At 66.9% G+C, this 22,997-nt stretch carries 9 protein-coding genes, 1 tRNA gene and 3 rRNA genes; 2 read left to right on the forward strand and 11 right to left on the reverse strand.

Features of this window, described 5'->3' with window-relative positions:
* Positions 1 to 100: 100 nt before the first annotated feature.
* From BLW57_RS11585 to BLW57_RS11595, 3 genes are all read right to left on the reverse strand, one after another.
* The gene (locus BLW57_RS11585; protein WP_176985551.1) at positions 101 to 2,872 is read right to left on the reverse strand and encodes a DNA translocase FtsK; all 2,772 of its coding nucleotides are present in this window, start codon (positions 2,870 to 2,872) and stop codon (positions 101 to 103) included.
* A gap of 124 nt (positions 2,873 to 2,996) precedes the next feature.
* Positions 2,997 to 3,677: a response regulator gene (locus BLW57_RS11590; RefSeq protein WP_073897814.1), complete on the reverse strand. Its 681-nt coding sequence runs from the start codon at positions 3,675 to 3,677 to the stop codon at positions 2,997 to 2,999.
* Between the two features lie 292 nt (positions 3,678 to 3,969).
* The gene (locus BLW57_RS11595; protein ID WP_093474205.1) at positions 3,970 to 9,426 is read right to left on the reverse strand and encodes a HAMP domain-containing protein; all 5,457 of its coding nucleotides are present in this window, start codon (positions 9,424 to 9,426) and stop codon (positions 3,970 to 3,972) included.
* A 409-nt stretch (positions 9,427 to 9,835) separates the two neighbouring features.
* Between BLW57_RS11595 and BLW57_RS11605 the strand changes: the two genes are divergently transcribed.
* Complete coding sequence (locus BLW57_RS11605; protein WP_093474207.1) at positions 9,836 to 12,595, forward strand: SpoIIE family protein phosphatase; 2,760 nt, start codon at positions 9,836 to 9,838, stop codon at positions 12,593 to 12,595.
* A 36-nt stretch (positions 12,596 to 12,631) separates the two neighbouring features.
* Here BLW57_RS11605 and BLW57_RS11610 read toward each other — a convergent pair.
* From BLW57_RS11610 to BLW57_RS11630, 5 genes are all read right to left on the reverse strand, one after another.
* Positions 12,632 to 12,707: transfer RNA gene (locus tag BLW57_RS11610), tRNA-Thr, on the reverse strand.
* Positions 12,708 to 12,789: 82 nt separating this feature from the next.
* Complete coding sequence (locus BLW57_RS11615; RefSeq protein WP_093474208.1) at positions 12,790 to 13,452, reverse strand: DegT/DnrJ/EryC1/StrS family aminotransferase; 663 nt, start codon at positions 13,450 to 13,452, stop codon at positions 12,790 to 12,792.
* Between the two features lie 114 nt (positions 13,453 to 13,566).
* A 5S ribosomal RNA gene (gene rrf, locus BLW57_RS11620) occupies positions 13,567 to 13,683 on the reverse strand.
* Between the two features lie 86 nt (positions 13,684 to 13,769).
* Positions 13,770 to 16,890 (reverse strand): 23S ribosomal RNA (locus tag BLW57_RS11625).
* Between the two features lie 304 nt (positions 16,891 to 17,194).
* Positions 17,195 to 18,720 (reverse strand): 16S ribosomal RNA (locus BLW57_RS11630).
* The 16S, 23S and 5S rRNA genes sit together here, the layout of an rRNA operon.
* 59 nt (positions 18,721 to 18,779) lie before the next feature.
* On the opposite strand from BLW57_RS11630, the gene BLW57_RS11635 reads away from it, so the two are divergent.
* On the forward strand, positions 18,780 to 19,061 hold the full coding sequence (locus tag BLW57_RS11635) for a hypothetical protein (RefSeq protein WP_176985552.1): 282 nt from the start codon (positions 18,780 to 18,782) through the stop codon (positions 19,059 to 19,061).
* Positions 19,062 to 19,216: 155 nt separating this feature from the next.
* Here the strand turns inward: BLW57_RS11635 and BLW57_RS11640 are convergent, their stop codons facing one another.
* The 3 genes from BLW57_RS11640 to thyX all read right to left on the reverse strand — a co-directional run bounded on the left by BLW57_RS11640 (position 19,217) and on the right by thyX (position 22,922).
* Positions 19,217 to 20,902, reverse strand: a complete 1,686-nt coding sequence (locus BLW57_RS11640) for a ribonuclease J (protein WP_093474210.1) — start codon at positions 20,900 to 20,902, stop codon at positions 19,217 to 19,219.
* A 163-nt stretch (positions 20,903 to 21,065) separates the two neighbouring features.
* On the reverse strand, positions 21,066 to 21,965 hold the full coding sequence (gene dapA / locus BLW57_RS11645; protein ID WP_073890185.1) for a 4-hydroxy-tetrahydrodipicolinate synthase: 900 nt from the start codon (positions 21,963 to 21,965) through the stop codon (positions 21,066 to 21,068).
* Positions 21,966 to 22,175: 210 nt separating this feature from the next.
* Positions 22,176 to 22,922 carry an FAD-dependent thymidylate synthase gene (thyX, locus tag BLW57_RS11650; protein WP_093474211.1) on the reverse strand — a complete coding sequence of 249 codons (747 nt, stop codon included), beginning with the start codon at positions 22,920 to 22,922 and terminating at the stop codon, positions 22,176 to 22,178.
* Positions 22,923 to 22,997 lie beyond the last annotated feature (75 nt).

Genomic DNA, 22,997 nt, shown 5'->3' on the forward strand with positions numbered 1-22,997 from the left:
CTCGCCGATCTCTAACAGGTGCATCACGGCGATGCGGCCACCCGGCGTACGAGGATCCCGCCCGTAGGCGTGACCCGTCTCGGCCGAACGGCCCTTCGCCCTAACCGTCAGACTCCCCGCGAATCACCGCGAGCACGCCGTCCAGCTCGTCAGGCTTCACAAGAACGTCACGTGCCTTGGACCCCTCGCTGGGACCGACGATGTTGCGGGACTCCATGAGGTCCATGAGCCGCCCGGCCTTGGCGAAGCCGACACGCAGCTTCCGCTGGAGCATGGACGTCGACCCGAACTGGGTGGAGACCACCAGCTCGGCCGCCTGGCAGAGCAGGTCGAGGTCGTCGCCGATGTCCTCGTCGATCTCCTTCTTCTGCTTGGTGCCCACGGTGACGTCGTCCCGGAAGACCGGCGCCATCTGGTCCTTGCAGTGCTGGACGACGACCGCGACCTCTTCCTCGGTCACGAAGGCGCCCTGCATCCGGGTGGGCTTGTTCGCGCCCATCGGCAGGAAGAGGCCGTCACCCTTGCCGATGAGTTTCTCGGCGCCGGGCTGGTCGAGGATGACCCGGGAGTCGGCGAGCGAGGAGGTGGCGAAGGCCAGCCGGGAGGGCACGTTGGCCTTGATCAGACCGGTGACCACGTCGACCGACGGGCGCTGCGTGGCGAGCACCAGGTGGATGCCGGCCGCGCGCGCGAGCTGCGTGATGCGCACGATGGCGTCCTCGACGTCGCGCGGGGCCACCATCATCAGGTCGGCGAGCTCGTCGACGATCACCAGCAGGTACGGGTAGGGCTGCAGCTCCCGCTCGCTGCCCTCCGGCGGCTTGACCTTGCCCTCGCGGACGGCACGGTTGAAGTCGTCGATGTGCCGGTAGCCGTACGCGGCGAGGTCGTCGTAGCGCAGGTCCATCTCGCGGACGACCCACTGCAGCGCCTCGGCGGCCCGCTTGGGATTGGTGATGATCGGCGTGATCAGGTGCGGGATGCCCTCGTAGGCGGTCAGCTCGACCCGCTTGGGGTCGACGAGGATCATCCGGACGTCCTCCGGGGTCGCCCGCATCATGACCGAGGTGATCAGACAGTTGATGCAGGACGACTTGCCGGAGCCCGTCGCACCGGCGACCAGCATGTGCGGCATCTTCGCGAGCGAGTGCATCACGTACCCGCCCTCGACGTCCTTGCCGAAGGCGACCAGCATCGGGTCGTCGTCCTCGGCGGACTCCGCGAGACGCAGCACGTCGCCGAGGTTGACCATCTCCCGGTCGGTGTTCGGGATCTCGATGCCCACCGCGGACTTCCCGGGGATGGGACTGATGATCCGTACGTCGGGGCTGGCGACGGCGTACGCGATGTTCTTGGTGAGCGCGGTGATCCGCTCGACCTTCACCGCGGGGCCGAGCTCGACCTCGTAGCGGGTGACCGTCGGCCCGCGGGTGAAGCCGGTGACGGCCGCGTCGACCTTGAACTCGGTGAAGACCTGGGTGAGCGAGGCGACGACCGCGTCGTTGGCGGCGCTGCGCGCCTTGCCCGGGCCGCCGCGCGCGAGCAGGTCCAGGGACGGCAGCGCGTAGGTGATGTCGCCGGACAGCTGGAGCTGCTCCGCGCGCGCGGGCAGGTCGCGCGGTTCGTCCGGGGCCTTCTTGGTGAGGTCGGGGACCGGCCCGGAGGCGAGCCTCTCCTGCTTGGGCCGTGCGGCGGGGACCGGCGGGGGCGCGGCCGGCGTCTCCGGCTCGGACGCGTCCGCCGGCTTCGGTGCGGGCGCGGGCGTCGGCACCGGTGTGGTGTCCTCGCGGTCGCCGACGCCGACGCCCTGGGTGAGGTCGGCGACGAGCGGGGAGGGCGGCATGCCGTGCAGGACGGCACCGTCGAGCGCGGCGGCAGCCGCCGCCGCGACGTCCACGGCGTCCATCTGGCGCCGCGGATCGGGCTGGGGCACCGCGGACCGCCGGGGCCGGCCGCGACGCTGCGAGAGAGCCGCCGCCTCGGCGCTGTCGGGGTCGTACACCCCGGGGGCGCTCGTACGCTTGCGGGGGCGCGCGGGGAGCGCTTCGCGCCACTGCTCGTCGTAGCGCTCCTCGTCCTCCGTGAAGTCCGCGTCCTCGCGGTCGGGGAGGACGCCCAGGGTGACGCCGAGCGCGCGCAGGCGCTGCGGGATGGCGTTGACCGGGGTGGCGGTCACCACGAGCAGCCCGAAGACCGTCAGCAGCACCAGCAGGGGTACGGCGAGGACCTCGGTCATGGTGTACGTCAGCGGGGTCGCCGCCGCCCAGCCGACGAGGCCACCGGCGTCCCTTATGGCCTGCATGCCGGCGCTGCGCGCGGGCGAGCCGCAGGCGATGTGGACCTGGCCGAGCACGCCGACGACGAGCGCGGACAGGCCGATCACGATCCGGCCGTTGGCCTCCGGCTGCTCGGGGTGGCGCACGAGCCGTACGCCGATCACCGCGAGCAGTATCGGCACCAGCAGGTCGAGCCGGCCGAAGGCGCCGGTGACCAGGATCTCCACCAGGTCCCCGACCGGACCCTTCAGGTCGGCCCAGGTGCCGGCGGCGACGATCAGGGCGACACCGAACAGCAGCAGCGCCACGCCGTCCTTGCGGTGGGCCGGGTCGAGGTTCTTCGCGCCCTGCCCTATGCCGCGGAAGACGGCGCCGACGGCGTGCGCCAGCCCGAGCCAGACGGCGCGCGCGAGCCGGTACACGCCCCCGGTGGGACTGGGGGCCGGCTTCGGCGGCGCGGCCTTCCTCGGCGCCCGCTTGGCGGGCGCCTTCTTGACCGGTGCCTTCTTCGCGGCGGCCTTCCGCGCCGGAGCCTTCGCGGGAGCGGCCGCCTTCTTCGCGGGCGGCTTCTTGGCTGCGGAGGGACGTGAGGCCATGGGTGTGAGGTTACCGGGGGAGACGACAGCGGACACGTGTGCCCACAGCTTCACCCGTTCGTGTCGCCCCTGCCGAGGCACGGAACTGACACACGCTCATGGGCAACTGCGCTCCGCCTGTACGTCAGTTCGTGGCCGGCAGGGACGCACCACCGGGACCCGCGCCCGGCTCCAGCGCGTCGAGGGCGCGGCGCAACCCGGTGAGTTTGCGCTCCAGATGGGCGGCGGTGGCCACCGCCGCCGCGTCCGCCGAGTCGTCGTCCAGTTGCTTGGACAGCGCCTCCGCCTGCTCCTCGACGGCCGCGAGCCGCGCGGACAGCTCGGCGAGCAGCCCGGCGGACTCCTTGCCGCCGACCGCGCCCTTGCCGCCGCCCTCCAACTGGAGCCGCAGCAGAGCCGCCTGCTCCCGCAGCTGGCAGTTCTTCATGTACAGCTCGACGAACACCGAGACCTTGGCCCGCAGCACCCACGGGTCGAACGGCTTGGAGATGTAGTCGACCGCGCCCGCCGCGTACCCGCGGAACGTGTGGTGCGGGCCGTGGTTGATCGCCGTGAGAAAGATGATCGGGATGTCCCGGGTCCGCTCGCGCCGCTTGATGTGCGCGGCGGTCTCGAACCCGTCCATGCCCGGCATCTGGACGTCCAGCAGAATGACCGCGAAATCGTCCGTGAGCAGCGCTTTGAGCGCTTCCTCCCCGCTCGATGCCCGCACCAGCGTCTGATCGAGCGCAGAGAGGATGGCCTCCAGCGCCAGCAGATTCTCCGGCCGGTCATCGACCAGGAGGATCTTGGCCTTCTGCACCATGGCCCGCCCTCCTCGCCCCGGCGGTACACCGGGCGCCGCCCCAGGGGACGACTCCCTTTCGCCGCCCGTCCTTGTGCCGGTCATCGTAGCCGCACCCCGCCCGTCGCCACACCCTGTCACCGTGATGTCACTGTGCACATAGCGGAAACGCGGCAGGAGCCCGGATGGTTCCCGGAATCCGGGATTCCCACACGTTCGCCACCCACATCATCCGACAACTCCGTGTGCACACCGAAGGTTCCCGCCGCGTTCACGTCCGGTGCGCGAGGGGCGGTCACCGCGCCCGTGCCGGTCACTGCGGGCGCATCCACTGCTGCATGACCGCCAGCAGGTGGTCCGGGTCCACCGGCTTGGTCACGTAGTCGGAGGCACCCGACTCGATCGCCTTCTCCCGGTCGCCCTTCATCGCCTTCGCCGTCAGCGCGATGATCGGCAGCCCGGCGAACTGCGGCATCCTGCGGATCGCCGTGGTCGTCGCGTAGCCGTCCATCTCCGGCATCATGATGTCCATCAGGACGACGGCCACGTCGTCGTGCTGCTCCAGCACCTCGATGCCCTCGCGGCCGTTCTCCGCGTACAGCACCGACAGCCCGTGCTGCTCCAGCACGCTGGTGAGCGCGAACACGTTCCGGATGTCGTCGTCGACGATCAGCACCTTCTCACCGCCGAACCGTACCGCGCGCGCCGGCTGCGAAGTGCTCTCCGGCCCGGCCGACAGCCACTGCTCGGCCCGCGGCTCGCCCGACGGCAGGCTGCGGCGCCGGCGCCGGAACAGCGCGGCCGGGCCGTTCTGCGTCTCCCGGTACGACTTCACCTCGGCCGGCGTCTCGACCTCCGGCGCCGACAGCTCCAAGGACCGCTCCGCCTGGGACGCCACCAGCTCGCCGGCCGCCAGCGGGGCCACGGACTGCTGGTAGCCCTGCGGCGGCAGCTCGCTCGGGTGCACCGGCAGGTACAGGGTGAACGTCGAACCGCGGCCCGGCTCGCTCTGGGCGTGGATCTCGCCGCCCAGCAGCTGCGCGATCTCCCGCGAGATGGAGAGGCCGAGGCCCGTGCCACCGTACTTGCGGCTGGTCGTTCCGTCCGCCTGCTTGAACGCCTCGAAGATCACCCGCATCTTGCTGGCCGCGATGCCGATACCCGTGTCGGTCACCGAGAACGCGATCAGCTCGCCGTCCGGATCCGTCAGCGAACCGGCCTCCAGCAACTGCTCCCGGATCCTCTGCGGCACGTTCGAACCGGCGGGCCGGATCACCAGCTCCACCGACCCGGAATCGGTGAACTTCACCGCGTTGGACAGCAGGTTGCGCAGCACCTGCAGCAGCCGCTGCTCGTCGGTGTGCAGGGTCGCCGGCAGTTCCGGGGACACCCGTACGGACAGGTCCAGGCCCTTCTCGGCGGTCAGCGGCCGGAAGGTGGCCTCCACGTAGTCCACGAGCTGGACGAGCGCGATACGCGTCGGCGAGACGTCCATCTTGCCCGCCTCGACCTTCGACAGGTCGAGGATGTCGTTGATCAGCTGCAGCAGGTCGGAGCCGGCGCCGTGGATGGTCTCGGCGAACTCCACCTGCTTCGGGGAGAGATTGCCCTCGGCGTTGTCCGCGAGCAGTTTGGCCAGAATCAGCAGCGAGTTGAGCGGCGTGCGCAGCTCGTGCGACATGTTCGCGAGGAACTCGCTCTTGTAGCGCATCGACACCGCGAGCTGCTCGGCACGCTCCTCCAGGACCTGCCGGGCCTCCTCGATCTCGGTGTTCTTCACCTCGATGTCGCGGTTCTGCCGGGCCAGCAGCTCGGCCTTCTCCTCCAGCTCGGCGTTGGAGGCCTGCAGCGCCTTCTGCCGGTTCTCCAGCTCGGCCGAGCGCTCCCTGAGCTGCTCGGTCAGCTCCTGCGACTGCTTCAGCAGCTGCTCGGTCTTGGTGTTGACCGAGATGGTGTTGACGCTCGTCGCGATCATCTCGGCGATCTGGTTGAGGAAGTCCTTCTGGATCTGCGTGAACGGTGTGAACGACGCCAGCTCGATCACACCGAGGACCTTGCCCTCGAACAGCACCGGCAGCACGATCACCTGCGCGGGCGGCGCCTCGCCGAGCCCCGAGGAGATCCTCAGGTAGCCGCTGGGCGCGTTCTCCACGAGGATCGCGCGCTTCTCCTCGGCCGCCGTGCCCACCAGCGCCTCACCGGGCCGGAACGACGTCGGCATGGAGCCCATCGAGTAGCCGTAGGAGCCCAGCATCCGCAGCTCGTAGTCGTCCTCGCCGCCGGCGATGTCCTTGCCCTCCATGAGCGGCATCGCCACGAAGAACGCGCCGTGCTGCGCCGAGACCACCGGCGTCAGCTCGCTCATGATCAGCGAGGCCACGTCCTCCAGGTCCCGGCGGCCCTGCATCAGCGCGGAGATACGGGCCAGGTTGCCCTTGAGCCAGTCCTGCTCCTTGTTGGCGATCGTGGTGTCGCGCAGGTTGGCGATCATCTTGTTGATGTAGTCCTGCAGTTCCTGGATCTCGCCGGACGCGTCGACGTCGATCTTCAGGTTCAGGTCGCCACGGGTCACCGCGGTCGCCACGCGCGCGATGGCCCGCACCTGCCGGGTCAGGTTCCCGGCCATCTCGTTCACCGACTCGGTCAGGTCCCGCCAGGTCCCGTCGACGTCACGCACGCGCGCCTGACCGCCGAGCTGCCCCTCGGTGCCCACCTCGCGGGCCACGCGCGTGACCTCCTCGGCGAAGCTGGACAGCTGGTCGACCATCGTGTTGATCGTCGTCTTCAGCTCGAGGATCTCGCCGCGCGCGTCGATGTCGATCTTCTTGGTCAGATCGCCCTTCGCGATCGCCGTCGTCACCATGGCGATGTTGCGCACCTGACCGGTCAGGTTGGACGCCATCTGGTTCACGGACTCGGTGAGGTCCTTCCACGTGCCGGCCACTCCGGGCACATGCGCCTGGCCGCCCAGGATGCCGTCCGTGCCCACCTCACGGGCCACCTTGGTGACCTGGTCGGCGAACGAACTCAGCGTCTTCACCATGATGTTGATGGTGTCGGCGAGCTGCGCGACCTCACCGCGCGCCTCGATCGTCACCTGCCGCGTCAGGTCACCGTTGGCGACGGCCGCGGCCACCTGGGAGATGTTCCGCACCTGCATGGTCAGGTTGTTGGCCATGAGGTTGACGTTGTTGCTGAGGTCCTTCCAGATGCCGGTGACACCCGGCACGTGCGCCTGGCCGCCCAGGATGCCCTCGGTGCCCACCTCACGGGCCACCCGGGTCACCTGCTCGGCGAAGCTGGACAGCTGGTCGACCATCGTGTTGACCGTCGTGACGAGTTCGAGGATCTCGCCCTTCGCGTCGACGGTGATCTTCTTCGACAGGTCGCCCTTGGCGACCGCCGTCGTGACCTCGGCGATGTTGCGCACCTGGATCGTCAGGTTGTTCGCCATGAAGTTCACGGACTGGGTGAGGTCCTTCCAGGTGCCGGAGACACCCTGCACCTCGGCCTGCCCGCCGAGCATGCCCTCCGTGCCCACCTCGCGGGCCACCCGCGTGACCTCCTGGGCGAACGACGACAGCTGGTCGACCATCGTGTTCAGGGTGTTCTTCAGCTCCAGGATCTCCCCGCGCGCGTCCACGGTGATCTTCTGGGACAGGTCACCGCGCGCCACCGCGGTGGCGACCTGGGCGATGTTGCGCACCTGGGCGGTGAGGTTGCCGGCCATGCCGTTCACGGAGTCGGTCAGATCCCGCCACACACCGGCGACGCCCGGCACCTGCGCCTGCCCGCCGAGGCGGCCCTCCGTACCCACGTCCCTCGCGACCCGGGTCACCTGGTCGGCGAAGGCGGACAGCTGGTCGACCATCGTGTTGATGGTGTTCTTCAGCTCGAGGATCTCCCCGCGCGCGTCGACGTCGATCTTCTGCGAGAGGTCACCGCGCGCCACGGCCGTCGTCACCTGGGCGATCTGCCGCACCTGCGAGGTCAGGTTCCCGGCCATGAAGTTGACGGAGTCCGTCAGCTCCTTCCAGGTGCCCGACACCCCGTCCACCCGGGCCTGCCCGCCGAGGCGGCCCTCCGTGCCCACGTCCCGGGCCATCCGCGTGACCTGGTCGGCGAACGACGACAGCTGGTCCACCATCGTGTTCACGGTGTTCTTCAGCTGGAGCATCTCACCGGACACGTCCACGGTGACCTTCTGCGACAGGTCGCCGTTGGCCACCGCCGTCGTCACCTGGGCGATGTTGCGCACCTGCCCGGTGAGGTTGCGGAACGCGGTGTTGACGGAGTCGGTCAGGTCCTTCCAGGTGCCGGCCGCGCCCGGCACCTGCGCCTGCCCGCCCAGTTCACCCTCGACGCCGATCTCCCGCGCGACCCGCGTCACCTCGGCACCGAACGCCGACAGCTGGTCCACCATGCCGTTGACGGTGTTCTTCAGCTCCAGCATCTCGCCGGCCACGTCCACCGTGACCTTCTGCGACAGATCACCGCTGGCCACCGCGGTCGTCACGGCCGCGATGTCCCGCACCTGCGTGGTCAGGTTCCGGAACACCGTGTTGACGGAGTCCGTCAGGTCCTTCCAGGTGCCCGCCGCGCCCGGCACGTTCGCCTGCCCGCCGAGCCGCCCCTCGGCGCCGACCTCGTTCGCCACACGCGTGACCTCGTCCGCGAAGATCCGCAGCGTCTCGGTCATCTGGTTGATCGTCTCGGCCAGCTGCGCCACCTCGCCGCGCGCCGGGACCGTCACCTTCTGCGACAGGTCACCGTTGGCGACGGCCGTCGTGACCTGCGAGATCCCGCGCACCTGTGCGGTGAGGTTGCCGGCCATCGTGTTGACGGAGTCGGTCAGCTCCTTCCACACGCCGGCCACTCCGGGAACCTGCGCCTGGCCGCCCAGGATGCCCTCCGTGCCCACCTCCCGGGCCACCCGTGTGACCTCGGAGGAGAAGGACGACAACTGGTCCACCATCGTGTTGACGGTGTTCTTCAGCTCCAGCATCTCGCCCGCGACATGGACGGTCACCTTGCGTGACAGATCACCCTTGGCGACCGCCGTGGTCACCAGGGCGATGTCCCGCACCTGCGCGGTCAGCCGGTACGCCATGGTGTTGACGGACTCGGTCAGGTCCTTCCACGAACCCGACATGCCGCGCACCTGCGCCTGGCCGCCGAGCTTGCCCTCGGTGCCCACCTCGCTGGCCACGCGCGTGACCTCGTCCGTGAACGTCGACAACTGGTCGACCAGGTTGTTCACGGTCCTGCCGACCTTCAGGAACTCCCCGCGCAGCGGATGTCCGGTGCCGCCGTCCGGCGCCTGCGTCCGCAGCTCCATGCGCGGCGACAGATCACCGTCGGCGACCGCCGTCAGCACCCGGCCGACCTCGGACACCGGCCAGACGAGGTCGTCCACCAGCGCGTTGGAGTTGTCGATGGCGGTCGCCCAGGAGCCCTCGCAGGCTCCCGTCTCCAGCCGCTCGGTGAGCTTTCCCTCACGACCGACCACGCGCCGCACCCGGGACAGCTCACCCGTCAGATGCAGGTTCCGGTCGGCGACCTCGTTGAACACGGCCGCGATCTCCGACATCATGCCGTCGCCGGACACCGTGAGCCGTTTGCGGAAGTTCCCGTCACGCATCGACACGAGTGCCGCCAGCAGCCGGTTCAGGGCAGCCGTGTCCACGGCGGTGGTACCGCCGTTTTTGCCCAGGGACGGTCCGCCTTTCGCGCGCGTCTTCGTGCCCCGCGTCGCCGCGCCAGACTCCACTGTGTCCCTCCCGGAGGGGTAGACCGTTACTGCTGTGCTCGGCCGCTTCGGCCCGGCGTGCCGGTCGTCGGCATGCCGGTGACTTCCACGTACCCACTACTGCTGCGTATTTCTGCCAGACGAGATCCGGCCACACCAGGGGCTGCTGCCCGCCGCACACGAAACGCACGCAGGCCGACCGGACCTTCCTCAGAAGCCTGCCCAGTGTTTCACCCCGGCTGAACCAGGCCATAACAGTTCGGCAGCTTCGCACATCGTCCGCACACCCTGGGGGGTAAACACCGGCGACCGGCATCCGCTCGGACGGCGAAGGTAAGTAACCTTGCATGCGGCTGTCCAGCCGCACCGGTCCGACCGGCCTGGGCGGTGGCACGAGCACGAGCGGGCATCGGAGGGGCGGCCGCAGACCATGACCACCGGACTCATCCCCGGGGAACAGCCCCCGGAGCAACGGCCGACGGACGAGCTGATGCCGCAGCAGCGGCGCGAGCCGGGCGGCCCCGGAGACCTGCACGTCGACAACCGGTCGAGGAGTTCTGTGATCACCGCGCGCGCGGCCGCCAGCTTCGAGCCCGTCGGGCGATCGGTCGCGGTTGCCCGGTCCTTCGTCCGCGACACCCTCCAGGGCTGGGGCTTCGCCGACATCGTCGACGACGCGGTCGTCCTGACCAGCGAGCTGGTGACCAACGCGGTCGTCCACGCGGGGACGCACGCGGAGGTGCTGTGCCTGCGCACCGAGGACGGTGTGCGCGTCGAGGTCTCCGACCGCTACCCGGAGCGCGAGGTCCCGATCCAGAGCGTCGCGGCCCCCATGGGCAACCCCGACCGTGAGGGCGGCCGCGGCCTCCAGCTCTGCGCGGCCCTCGCGACCCGCTGGGGCGTCGACTACACCCCCACCCACAAGAACGTCTGGTTCCAGCTCAACCTGCCCGAACGCCCGGTCGGCACGCGCACGGCGGGCCCCGCCCTGCCGGTCGGCCTCCTCCCCCTGGCCGACGGCCGGGTCCGCGTCGCGGTTCTCCAGGTCGACCGCAAGGGCGCGATCTCCGCCTGGAACGAGGACGCCGAGGAAGTCTTCGGCTACCCGTCCGCCGAGGTCATCGGCAGGCCCCTCACCGAACTCGCGGCCTGGCCGCACACCCCGGGCACCGGCACCGGCGTCGCCGAGGCGCTCCAGCTCTCGCGCTGGGAGGGCAGCTACGGCATCCGCGGCGCCGACGGCCGGGTGATCCAGGTGTACGCCTCCCACCTCAGAGTCCGCGACACCGGCGGCGAGCCCTCCACCGTCTGCCTCCTCGTACGCGATCACGAGCGCGCCGTCCTGCAGACGCCGACGCGTGTCCCGGTCGGCGACCAGCCGCAGACGTCGGACGGGCAGAGCACCGACCCGTTCGAGGTGTTCATCGGCTCCCCCGCCCCCGACGACCTCGACGGCCTGCTCCAGCGCACGGTGGAACGCGCCCGCGACATGCTCGACGGCGACTCCGCGTTCCTGCTGCTCGCCACGGACGACGAGACGGAACTCGAGGTCCGCGCCTCGACCGGCCTGCCGTCCGCCCGCCAGCGCTTCGCCCGCGTCCCCGTCGAGGCCGGCCCCGGCCGCTACGGCTCCGCCCGCATGCCGGCCGTCCACGACGACCTCAACGCGGTCCCCGGCGCCGTGCCGCTGCTCTCCGGTACCGGAATGCGCTCGGTCGTCACGGTCCCGCTCAAGGTCGAAGGCCGCCTCACCGGATCCCTCGGCGTCGCCGCCGAGGCCCCCGGCCGGTACTCCAACGAGGAGGCTCTGCGCCTGCAGTTCGCGGCCGACCGGATCGCCCTGGCCGTCGAGTCGGCCCGCCTGGGCGAGCTGGAGCGGCTGCGCCGCGGCTCCCTGAGCTTCCTCGTCGAGGCCTCCGACCTGCTGGCCGGCACCCTGGACCGGGACCAGACGCTGGCCCTCATGGCCCAGATGACCGTCCCGACGCTGGCCACCTGGTGCGCGGTGTACACCATCGCCGACCAGGCCTCCGAGCCGTACCTGTCCTACGTCCTGCACGAGGACGAGGAACTCATCGACGGCATCAAGTCGTTGCTGTCGAAGATCTCCCCGCCGGACCCGGTGCCCACGCCCGGCGCGCGGGTCTGGACCGCGCCCGCCCAGGTCGCCCACCAGGCGGCCCTGCGCACGTCGATGCGCAGCCTCGGCCTCTCCGGCGGCCCCACGCGCCAGGTCGCCTCGGGCATCGGCCCGACACTGGCGACGGCCGGCGCGGTCGGCGGCGAGACGGTCGTCCTGCCGCTGGTGGCCCGCAACCGCGTCATCGGCATGCTGACTCTCGGCAAGCCCACCGACGAGCACTTCCGCCAGGAGATCCTGGAACTCGCCGAGGACCTGAGCCGCCGGGCCGCCCTCGCCCTGGACAACGCCCGCCTGTACTCGGAGCGTACGGCCATCAGCCAGGCCCTCCAGCGCAGCCTGCTCCCGCCCGGCACCCCGCACATCGACGGCGTCGAGGTCGAGGTCATCTACCGCGCGGCCGGCGAGGGCAACGAGGTCGGCGGCGACTTCTACGACGTCTTCCCCATCGGCGAGGGCGCGTACGGCTTCGCCATCGGCGACGTCTGCGGTACCGGACCCAACGCGGCGGCGGTCACCGGTCTCGCCCGGCACGCGCTGCGGCTGCTGGCCCGGGAGGGCCTCAGCGGCCCGGCCGTCCTGGAGCGCCTGAACTCCGCGATCCTCGACGAGGGCGACCGCAGCCGCTTCCTGACCCTCCTCTACGGCGAGCTGCGCCCGCAGGAGGACGGCAGCGCCGAGATGAAGGTCGTCTGCGCCGGCCACCCCCTGCCGCTGCGTCTGCGCCAGGACGGCACGGTGACCGCCGCGGCCGAGCCGCAGCCGCTGCTGGGTGTCATCGAGGATCTGGAGCTCTACGAGGAGCACGTCACCCTCGACCCGGGTGACGTGCTCCTCTGTGTCACGGACGGCGTCACCGAACGCCGTGAGGGCACGCGGATGCTGGGCGACGACGGTCTCGCCGACGTCCTCACCACCTGCACGGGACTGACGGCCGGTGCGGTCGCCGCGCGCATCATGCGCGCGGTGGAGCGCTTCGCGTCGGACGCACCGTCCGACGACATGGCGATTCTGGCGATGCGGGTGCCGGGAATCCACCAGGAGGCATAAGAAAAAGCCCCGCCCGAAAGGGCGGGGCTTTTCTGCTGGAGCCCCCAAACGGAATCGAACCGTTGACCTTCTCCTTACCATGGAGACGCTCTACCGACTGAGCTATAGGGGCCTGGCCTGTGAGGTTTCCCTCGCGGCGACGAAGAAACTGTACCCCGAACCGGCCCCGGTTCCCAAATTCGTTCGGTGACCGTTCAGAAGGCGGGCTGGAGCAGTCCGCCGAGTGCGTTGCAGGCGGAGACGATGCGCTGCATCTCCCGCTTGGTGAGGGAGGCGTCCACGGGCAGCGCGAGGGTTTCGTCCGCGGCCAGTTCGGTCTGCGGCAGCGACACGTACCGGCGGAATTCCGGCAGCCGGTGCACGGGCGTCTTCACCGGTACTCGGCACTCGACCCCCTTGGCGCGCACGGCCCGGGCGAAGGCGTCCCGGTCCGGCCGGCCGTTGCCGGGCACGCGCACCACGTACTGCTGGTAGGTGTGCCCGTCACCGCCGTCCGGGGTCCGTACGCCCTTGAGTTTGGTGTCGAGATAGGCGGCCCGCTCTCTGCGCTGCGCTATCTCGTCGTACGGCGCCTCGGACTCGCCCTGCTCCAGGATCAGCAGCCCGTGCCGCTGCCCGAGTGCGTGCAACTGCCCGATGTCCGCGTGCCGTCCGAAGCGGTGCACGACAACGACCGCGGCCGTACGCGCGGTTGTGGCGGCCTCTACCGCGTGCGGGTCGAGGCAGTAGGTCAGCGGGTCTATGTCGGCGAACACCGGCAGCGCGCCCGCCAGGGTCACGGCCTCGGCGACCTCGACGTTCCCGAAGGCCGGTACGACGACCTCGTCACCGACTCCGACGCCGGCGGCCCTGAGCATTGCTGCAGTTCCCATGACTGGGATGCTCGGTGCGCAACGTGAACGACACGTTACGCGAAACAGAAAAAGGCCGGACCCTGAACCGAAGTTCAGGGTCCGACCTTTTCACAATTTGTTCGGCGGCGTCCTACTCTCCCACAGGGTCCCCCCTGCAGTACCATCGGCGCTGTGAGGCTTAGCTTCCGGGTTCGGAATGTAACCGGGCGTTTCCCTCACGCTATGACCACCGAAACACTATGAAACTCTCAACCGAAACGCCCACACACGGGGGCGACCTGGTCGTGGTTTCAGAACCAACACAGTGAACGCGAGCATCAATGGACAAGCCCTCGGCCTATTAGTACCAGTCAACTCCACCGGTTGCCCGGCTTCCATATCTGGCCTATCAACCCAGTCGTCTACTGGGAGCCTTACCCTCTCAAGGAGGTGGGAATACTCATCTCGAAGCAGGCTTCCCGCTTAGATGCTTTCAGCGGTTATCCCTCCCGAACGTAGCCAACCAGCCATGCCCTTGGCAGGACAACTGGCACACCAGAGGTTCGTCCGTCCCGGTCCTCTCGTACTAGGGACAGCCCTTCTCAATATTCCTACGCGCACAGCGGATAGGGACCGAACTGTCTCACGACGTTCTAAACCCAGCTCGCGTACCGCTTTAATGGGCGAACAGCCCAACCCTTGGGACCGACTCCAGCCCCAGGATGCGACGAGCCGACATCGAGGTGCCAAACCATCCCGTCGATATGGACTCTTGGGGAAGATCAGCCTGTTATCCCCGGGGTACCTTTTATCCGTTGAGCGACGGCGCTTCCACAAGCCACCGCCGGATCACTAGTCCCGACTTTCGTCCCTGCTCGACCCGTCGGTCTCACAGTCAAGCTCCCTTGTGCACTTACACTCAACACCTGATTGCCAACCAGGCTGAGGGAACCTTTGGGCGCCTCCGTTACCCTTTGGGAGGCAACCGCCCCAGTTAAACTACCCATCAGACACTGTCCCTGATCCGGATCACGGACCCAGGTTAGACATCCAGCACGACCAGACTGGTATTTCAACGACGACTCCACAACCACTGGCGTGGCTGCTTCAAAGTCTCCCAGCTATCCTACACAAGCCGAACCGAACACCAATATCAAACTGTAGTAAAGGTCCCGGGGTCTTTCCGTCCTGCTGCGCGAAACGAGCATCTTTACTCGTAGTGCAATTTCACCGGGCCTATGGTTGAGACAGTCGAGAAGTCGTTACGCCATTCGTGCAGGTCGGAACTTACCCGACAAGGAATTTCGCTACCTTAGGATGGTTATAGTTACCACCGCCGTTTACTGGCGCTTAAGTTCTCAGCTTCGCCCCACCGAAATGGAGCTAACCGGTCCCCTTAACGTTCCAGCACCGGGCAGGCGTCAGTCCGTATACATCGCCTTACGGCTTCGCACGGACCTGTGTTTTTAGTAAACAGTCGCTTCTCGCTGGTCTCTGCGGCCACCCCCAGCTCACCGAGTAAATCGGATCACCGAGCGTGGCCCCCCTTCTCCCGAAGTTACGGGGGCATTTTGCCGAGTTCCTTAACCATAGTTCACCCGAACGCCTCGGTATTCTCTACCTGACCACCTGAGTCGGTTTAGGGTACGGGCCGCCATGAAACTCGCTAGAGGCTTTTCTCGACAGCATAGGATCATCCACTTCACCACAATCGGCTCGGCATCAGGTCTCAGACTGTGTGCAAGGCGGATTTGCCTACCTTGCGTCCTACACCGTTACCCCGGGACAACCACCGCCCGGGATGGACTACCTTCCTGCGTCACCCCATCACTCACCTACTAACCGCTTGGTTCGGCGGCTCCACCACTCCCCTCAACTCCGAAGAGATCAGGGCGGCTTCACGGCCTTAGCATCACGATGCTCGATGTTTGACGCTTCACAGCGGGTACCGGAATATCAACCGGTTATCCATCGACTACGCCTGTCGGCCTCGCCTTAGGTCCCGACTTACCCTGGGCAGATCAGCTTGACCCAGGAACCCTTAGTCAATCGGCGCAAACGTTTCTCACGTTTGTATCGCTACTCATGCCTGCATTCTCACTCGTCAACCGTCCACAACTACCTTCCGGTGCTGCTTCACCCGGCAGACGACGCTCCCCTACCCATCACAGCACCCGTTGGGGCTTATTGCTGCAATGACACGACTTCGGCGGTACGCTTGAGCCCCGCTACATTGTCGGCGCGGAATCACTAGACCAGTGAGCTATTACGCACTCTTTCAAGGGTGGCTGCTTCTAAGCCAACCTCCTGGTTGTCTGTGCGACTCCACATCCTTTCCCACTTAGCGTACGCTTAGGGGCCTTAGTCGATGCTCTGGGCTGTTTCCCTCTCGACCATGGAGCTTATCCCCCACAGTCTCACTGCCGCGCTCTCACTTACCGGCATTCGGAGTTTGGCTAAGGTCAGTAACCCGGTAGGGCCCATCGCCTATCCAGTGCTCTACCTCCGGCAAGAAACACACGACGCTGCACCTAAATGCATTTCGGGGAGAACCAGCTATCACGGAGTTTGATTGGCCTTTCACCCCTAACCACAGGTCATCCCCCAGGTTTTCAACCCTGGTGGGTTCGGTCCTCCACGAAGTCTTACCTCCGCTTCAACCTGCCCATGGCTAGATCACTCCGCTTCGGGTCTTGAGCGTGCTACTGAATCGCCCTGTTCGGACTCGCTTTCGCTACGGCTTCCCCACCCGGGTTAACCTCGCAACACACCGCAAACTCGCAGGCTCATTCTTCAAAAGGCACGCAGTCACGAGATACAGCAAGCTGCATCCGACGCTCCCACGGCTTGTAGGCACACGGTTTCAGGTACTATTTCACTCCGCTCCCGCGGTACTTTTCACCATTCCCTCACGGTACTATCCGCTATCGGTCACCAGGGAATATTTAGGCTTAGCGGGTGGTCCCGCCAGATTCACACGGGATTTCTCGGGCCCCGTGCTACTTGGGTGTCTCTCAAACGAGCCGTTGACGTTTCGACTACGGGGGTCTTACCCTCTACGCCGGACCTTTCGCATGTCCTTCGCCTACATCAACGGTTTCTGACTCGTCCTACGGCCGGCAGACCGCAGAAGAGAGATCCCACAACCCCGCATGCGCAACCCCTGCCGGGTCTCACACGCATACGGTTTGGCCTCATCCGGTTTCGCTCGCCACTACTCCCGGAATCACGGTTGTTTTCTCTTCCTGAGGGTACTGAGATGTTTCACTTCCCCTCGTTCCCTCCACACTGCCTATGTGTTCAGCAGCGGGTGACAGCCCATGACGACTGCCGGGTTTCCCCATTCGGAAACCCCCGGATCAAAGCCTGGTTGACGACTCCCCGGGGACTATCGTGGCCTCCCACGTCCTTCATCGGTTCCTGGTGCCAAGGCATCCACCGTGCGCCCTTAAAAACTTGGCCACAGATGCTCGCGTTCACTGTGCAGTTCTCAAACAACGACCAGCCACCCATCACCCCGAACCAACAGGCTCGAGTTCACTGGGGCCGGCGACTGAAGGAAGAACATTCCCTCAGACACCCAACAGCGTGCCCGGCACGATCAGCCGATCAGATCTGCGTTCCACGCCCCGAGGGGCAGTACTAGCGCCTGATCCATCCTGGATCGTGCCGAATAATCAACGTTCCACCCATGAGCAACCAGCACCGGACATTCGCCGATGTACTGGCCTCTGACCGGGCAAGCCCGGTAAGAAGTGCTCCTTAGAAAGGAGGTGATCCAGCCGCACCTTCCGGTACGGCTACCTTGTTACGACTTCGTCCCAATCGCTAGTCCCACCTTCGACAGCTCCCTCCCACAAGGGGTTGGGCCACCGGCTTCGGGTGTTACCAACTTTCGTGACGTGACGGGCGGTGTGTACAAGGCCCGGGAACGTATTCACCGCAGCAATGCTGATCTGCGATTACTAGCAACTCCGACTTCATGGGGTCGAGTTGCAGACCCCAATCCGAACTGAGACCGGCTTTTTGAGATTCGCTCCACCTCACGGTATCGCAGCTCATTGTACCGGCCATTGTAGCACGTGTGCAGCCCAAGACATAAGGGGCATGATGACTTGACGTCGTCCCCACCTTCCTCCGAGTTGACCCCGGCGGTCTCCTGTGAGTCCCCATCACCCCGAAGGGCATGCTGGCAACACAGGACAAGGGTTGCGCTCGTTGCGGGACTTAACCCAACATCTCACGACACGAGCTGACGACAGCCATGCACCACCTGTACACCGACCACAAGGGGGCGCCTGTCTCCAGACGTTTCCGGTGTATGTCAAGCCTTGGTAAGGTTCTTCGCGTTGCGTCGAATTAAGCCACATGCTCCGCTGCTTGTGCGGGCCCCCGTCAATTCCTTTGAGTTTTAGCCTTGCGGCCGTACTCCCCAGGCGGGGAACTTAATGCGTTAGCTGCGGCACCGACGACGTGGAATGTCGCCAACACCTAGTTCCCACCGTTTACGGCGTGGACTACCAGGGTATCTAATCCTGTTCGCTCCCCACGCTTTCGCTCCTCAGCGTCAGTAATGGCCCAGAGATCCGCCTTCGCCACCGGTGTTCCTCCTGATATCTGCGCATTTCACCGCTACACCAGGAATTCCGATCTCCCCTACCACACTCTAGCCTGCCCGTATCGAATGCAGACCCGGGGTTAAGCCCCGGGCTTTCACACCCGACGTGACAAGCCGCCTACGAGCTCTTTACGCCCAATAATTCCGGACAACGCTTGCGCCCTACGTATTACCGCGGCTGCTGGCACGTAGTTAGCCGGCGCTTCTTCTGCAGGTACCGTCACTTGCGCTTCTTCCCTGCTGAAAGAGGTTTACAACCCGAAGGCCGTCATCCCTCACGCGGCGTCGCTGCATCAGGCTTTCGCCCATTGTGCAATATTCCCCACTGCTGCCTCCCGTAGGAGTCTGGGCCGTGTCTCAGTCCCAGTGTGGCCGGTCGCCCTCTCAGGCCGGCTACCCGTCGTCGCCTTGGTGAGCCACTACCTCACCAACAAGCTGATAGGCCGCGGGCTCATCCTTCACCGCCGGAGCTTTCGACCCCCGCAGATGCCTGCAGGAGTGATATCCGGTATTAGACCCCGTTTCCAGGGCTTGTCCCAGAGTGAAGGGCAGATTGCCCACGTGTTACTCACCCGTTCGCCACTAATCCCCACCGAAGTGGTTCATCGTTCGACTTGCATGTGTTAAGCACGCCGCCAGCGTTCGTCCTGAGCCAGGATCAAACTCTCCGTGAATGTTTACCGGTAATCCGGTGCACACATCACGAGAGCGGAACCACCGGAGGAATAGTCCGATGGTTCACAGCGTCCTCGCTGTGTTTTTTCAAAGGAACCTCGCCCCGATCGTGATGACCGGAGACGGGGTATCAACTAATCTGGCGTTGATTTTTGGCACGCTGTTGAGTTCTCAAGGAACGGTCGCTTCCTTTGTACTCACCCTCTCGGGCTTTCCTCCGGGCTTCCCTTCGGTGTTTCCGACTCTATCAGATCTTTCCGATCCGATTTCCTCGGTGCTTTCCAGGTTCTCGCTTTCGCGTTTCCCTTTCCGGCGGTACCGACTTTATCAGAAGTTCTGAGCCGGTTTTCCCACCCCCTCCGGGCACCTGTGTCCAGCGCATGAAGTGCTGGGGTTCCCGGTCGGGCAGAGCCGTAAACGTACTGGAGCGGGGCGCCCCGATGCAAATCGAGGGGCCCCGCTCCAGGTTCACGCGGACGAGCGGTCGTCGGACCGTCAGACCTCGACCACCACCGGCAGGATCATCGGCCTGCGGCGATAGGTGTCCGAGACCCACTTGCCGAGGGTGCGGCGGATGAGTTGCTGGAGCTGGTGGGGCTCTACGACACCGTCCTGCGCCGAGCGCTCCAGGACCTCGGTGATCTTCGGCAGGACGTCGGCGAAGGCCGCGTCCTCGATGCCGGAGCCCCGGGCCTGCACGTGCGGGCCTCCGGTGATCTTGCCGGTCGAGGAGTCGATGACCAGGAAGACCGAGATGATGCCCTCGTCCCCGAGGATCTTGCGGTCCTTGAGGGCCGGCTCACCGACATCGCCGACCGAGAGGCCGTCCACGTAGACGTAACCGGCCTGGACCTTCCCGGAGATCTTGGCCTTGCCCTCGATCAGGTCCACCGCCACGCCGTCCTCGGCGATGACGATCCGGTCGTGCGGGACACCCGTGAGCGCGCCCAGCTCCGCGTTGGCGCGCAGGTGGCGCCATTCGCCGTGGACGGGCATCAGGTTCTTCGGGCGGCAGATGTTGTAGAAGTACAGCAGCTCGCCCGCGGACGCGTGCCCGGAGACGTGCACCTTGGCGTTGCCCTTGTGGACGACGTTGGCGCCCCAGCGGGTCAGGCCGTTGATCACCCGGTAGACCGCGTTCTCGTTACCGGGGATCAGCGAGGACGCCAGGATGACCGTGTCGCCGTCGACGATGCGGATCTGGTGGTCCCGGTTGGCCATGCGGGACAGGGCCGCCATCGGCTCGCCCTGGGAACCCGTGCAGACCAGGACCACCTGGTGGTCGGGCAGGTCGTCGAGCGTCTTGACGTCGACCACCAGACCCGGCGGGACCTTCAGATAGCCGAGGTCCCGGGCGATGCCCATGTTGCGGACCATGGAGCGGCCGACGAAGGCGACCCGGCGGCCGTACTCGTGGGCGGCGTCCAGAATCTGCTGGATGCGGTGGACGTGGCTGGCGAAGCTCGCCACGATGATCCGCTTGCGGGCACCGGCGAAGACCTGCCGCAGGACGTTCGAGATGTCGCGCTCGGGCGGGACGAAGCCCGGCACCTCGGCGTTCGTCGAGTCGGCGAGCAGGAGGTCGATGCCCTCCTCGCTCAGCCGCGCGAAGGCGTGGAGGTCGGTGAGCCGGTTGTCCAGCGGGAGCTGGTCCATCTTGAAGTCACCGGTGTGGACCACCATGCCGGCCGGCGTGCGGATGGCGACCGCGAGCGCGTCCGGGATGGAGTGGTTGACGGCGACGAACTCGCAGTCGAAGGGGCCGACGCGTTCGCGGTTCCCCTCCGCCACCTCGAGCGTGTACGGGCGGATCCGGTGCTCCTGGAGCTTGGCCTCGATCAGGGCGAGGGTCAGCTTGGAGCCGATCAGCGGGATGTCCGGCTTCTCGCGGAGCAGGAAGGGGACGCCACCGATGTGGTCCTCGTGGCCGTGCGTGAGCACGATGCCCTCGATGTCGTCGAGGCGGTCCCGGATGGACGAGAAGTCCGGCAGGATCAGGTCGATTCCCGGCTGCTCCTCCTCGGGGAAGAGCACTCCGCAGTCGACGATCAGCAGGCGGCCCCCGTACTCGAAGACCGTCATGTTTCGGCCGATCTCGCCGAGACCGCCGAGCGGGGTGACTCGGAGGCCGCCCTCGGGGAGCGGCGGCGGGGAACCGAGTTCGGGATGCGGATGACTCAAAAGACTCTCCTCACCACGCGCGCCACGTACCGGTACGGCACGTGGCGCGCATGACGTTCGTGCAGAAGCAGTTGTCGTTGTGGGGTGCGGGCACCGTGTCCCGCGTATGCAGTTGTTCTTCAGTTGTGAAGCCTGTGGGGCCCGCGCGGTGCGAAGTCTGTTGTCAGAGCTGTACCCCGCCGGCGGCAAGATCGATCTTGAGCTGTGCGATCTCCTCGGGCGAGCACTCGACCATGGGCGCCCGCAGGGGTCCGGCCGGCAGGCCCTGGAGGGCGAGCGCGGCCTTCGTCGTCATGACGCCCTGCGTGCGGAACATGCCGGTGTAGACCGGGAGGAGCTTCTGGTGGATCTCGGTGGCCTTGACGACATCGCCCGAGGTGTACGCCTCGACGAGGGCGCGCAGGTCCGGGGTGACGACGTGGCCGACGACCGAGACGAAGCCGACCGCGCCCACGGAGAGCAGCGGCAGGTTCAGCATGTCGTCGCCGGAGTACCAGGCGAGGCCGGACTGGGCGATGGCCCAGCCGGCGCGGCCGAGGTCGCCCTTGGCGTCCTTGTTGGCGACGATCCGGGGGTGCTCGGCGAGGCGGACGAGCGTCTCGGTGTTGATCGGGACGCCGCTGCGGCCCGGGATGTCGTACAGCATCACCGGCAGGCCGGTGGCGTCGGCGACGGTGGTGAAGTGCCGGTACAGGCCCTCTTGCGGGGGCTTGTTGTAGTACGGCGTGACGACCAGGAGGCCGTGGGCTCCGATGCGCTCCGCCTCGCGCGCCAGCTCGATGCTGTGGCGGGTGTCGTTGGTGCCGACACCGGCCACCACGTGGGCGCGGTCGCCGACGGCCTCCAGGACGGCTCGTACGAGGTCCGCTTTCTCCGCGTCGCTGGTGGTGGGGGACTCGCCGGTGGTGCCGTTGATGATCAGGCCGTCGTTGCCTGCGTCCACCAGGTGGGCGGCGAGCCGCTGCGCGCCGTCGAGGTCGAGTGCGCCGTCCGCCGTGAAGGGCGTGACCATGGCGGTGAGGACCCGCCCGAAGGGGGTCTGCGGAGTGGAGGTCGGAGCCATGGGTTACACGCTACTCGGTGCTCAACGCGTGGTCTGCCCTCGGGGTGTCGGGAAAGTCAGGACAAATAAGGAGCCCGGCACTGCCTGCTCGGGGGTTCAAGCAGTGCCGGGTCCGTTTGATCAGGCTAGATGAACTTCTCTAAATGCCGCAATACGGACACCTCACGAGGCTGACCCGTACATCCGTTTCGGGTGCGGAACAGGGCTTCGTTACGGGGCCACACGCCCGTTCGCATTGAAGGCGGCGTAGGTCAGCGGCATGAGCTTCGCCCACTCCGCCTCCATCTTCTCGCCGACCATCTCGATCTCCCGCTGCGGGAAGGACGGCACCTTGGCCAGCTCGTGCTGGGTGCGCAGGCCGAGGAAGTGCATCAGCGAGCGGGCGTTGCAGGTGGCGTACATCGACGAGAAGAGGCCGACGGGGAGCGCCGCGCGGGCGACCTCGCGGGCGACGCCCTCGGCGAGCATCTTCTGGTAGGCCGCGTACGCCTGCTCGTACGCGTCGCGCAGGGTGCCGCTGACCGCCTCGTACTGGGCGGGGGTGCCCTCGACGAAGACGTACTTGCCCGGGCGGCCCTCCTGGACGAGCTTGCGGGAGGCGTCGGGGACGTAGAAGACGGGCTCCAGCTCGCGGTAGCGGCCGGACTCCTCGTTGTACGACCAGCCGACCCGGTGCCGCATGAACTCGCGGAAGACGAAGATCGGGGCGCTGATGAAGAAGGTCATCGAGTTGTGCTCGAACGGGCTGCCGTGCCGGTCGCGCATCAGGTAGTTGATCAGGCCCTTGGAGCGCTCGGGGTCCTTCTTCAGCTCGTCCAGGGACTGCTCGCCGGCGGTGGAGACGCGGGCGGCGAAGAGGACGTCGGCGTCCGACGCGCTGGACTTCACCAGCTCGACGGTGACGTCACTGCGGAACGTGAGCGACTCGGTGGTCACGGGGGTTGGGGTCCTTCCCATCACTTCTGTGGTTCGCGCCCACCTTACGGGGCACCCGCCGGGGCCTGGTGCAGTACCTCGCCCCAGAAGTCACAG

The sequence above is a fragment of the Streptomyces sp. 1222.5 genome, from assembly GCF_900105245.1.
GTDB classification, from domain to species: domain Bacteria; phylum Actinomycetota; class Actinomycetes; order Streptomycetales; family Streptomycetaceae; genus Streptomyces; species Streptomyces albidocamelliae.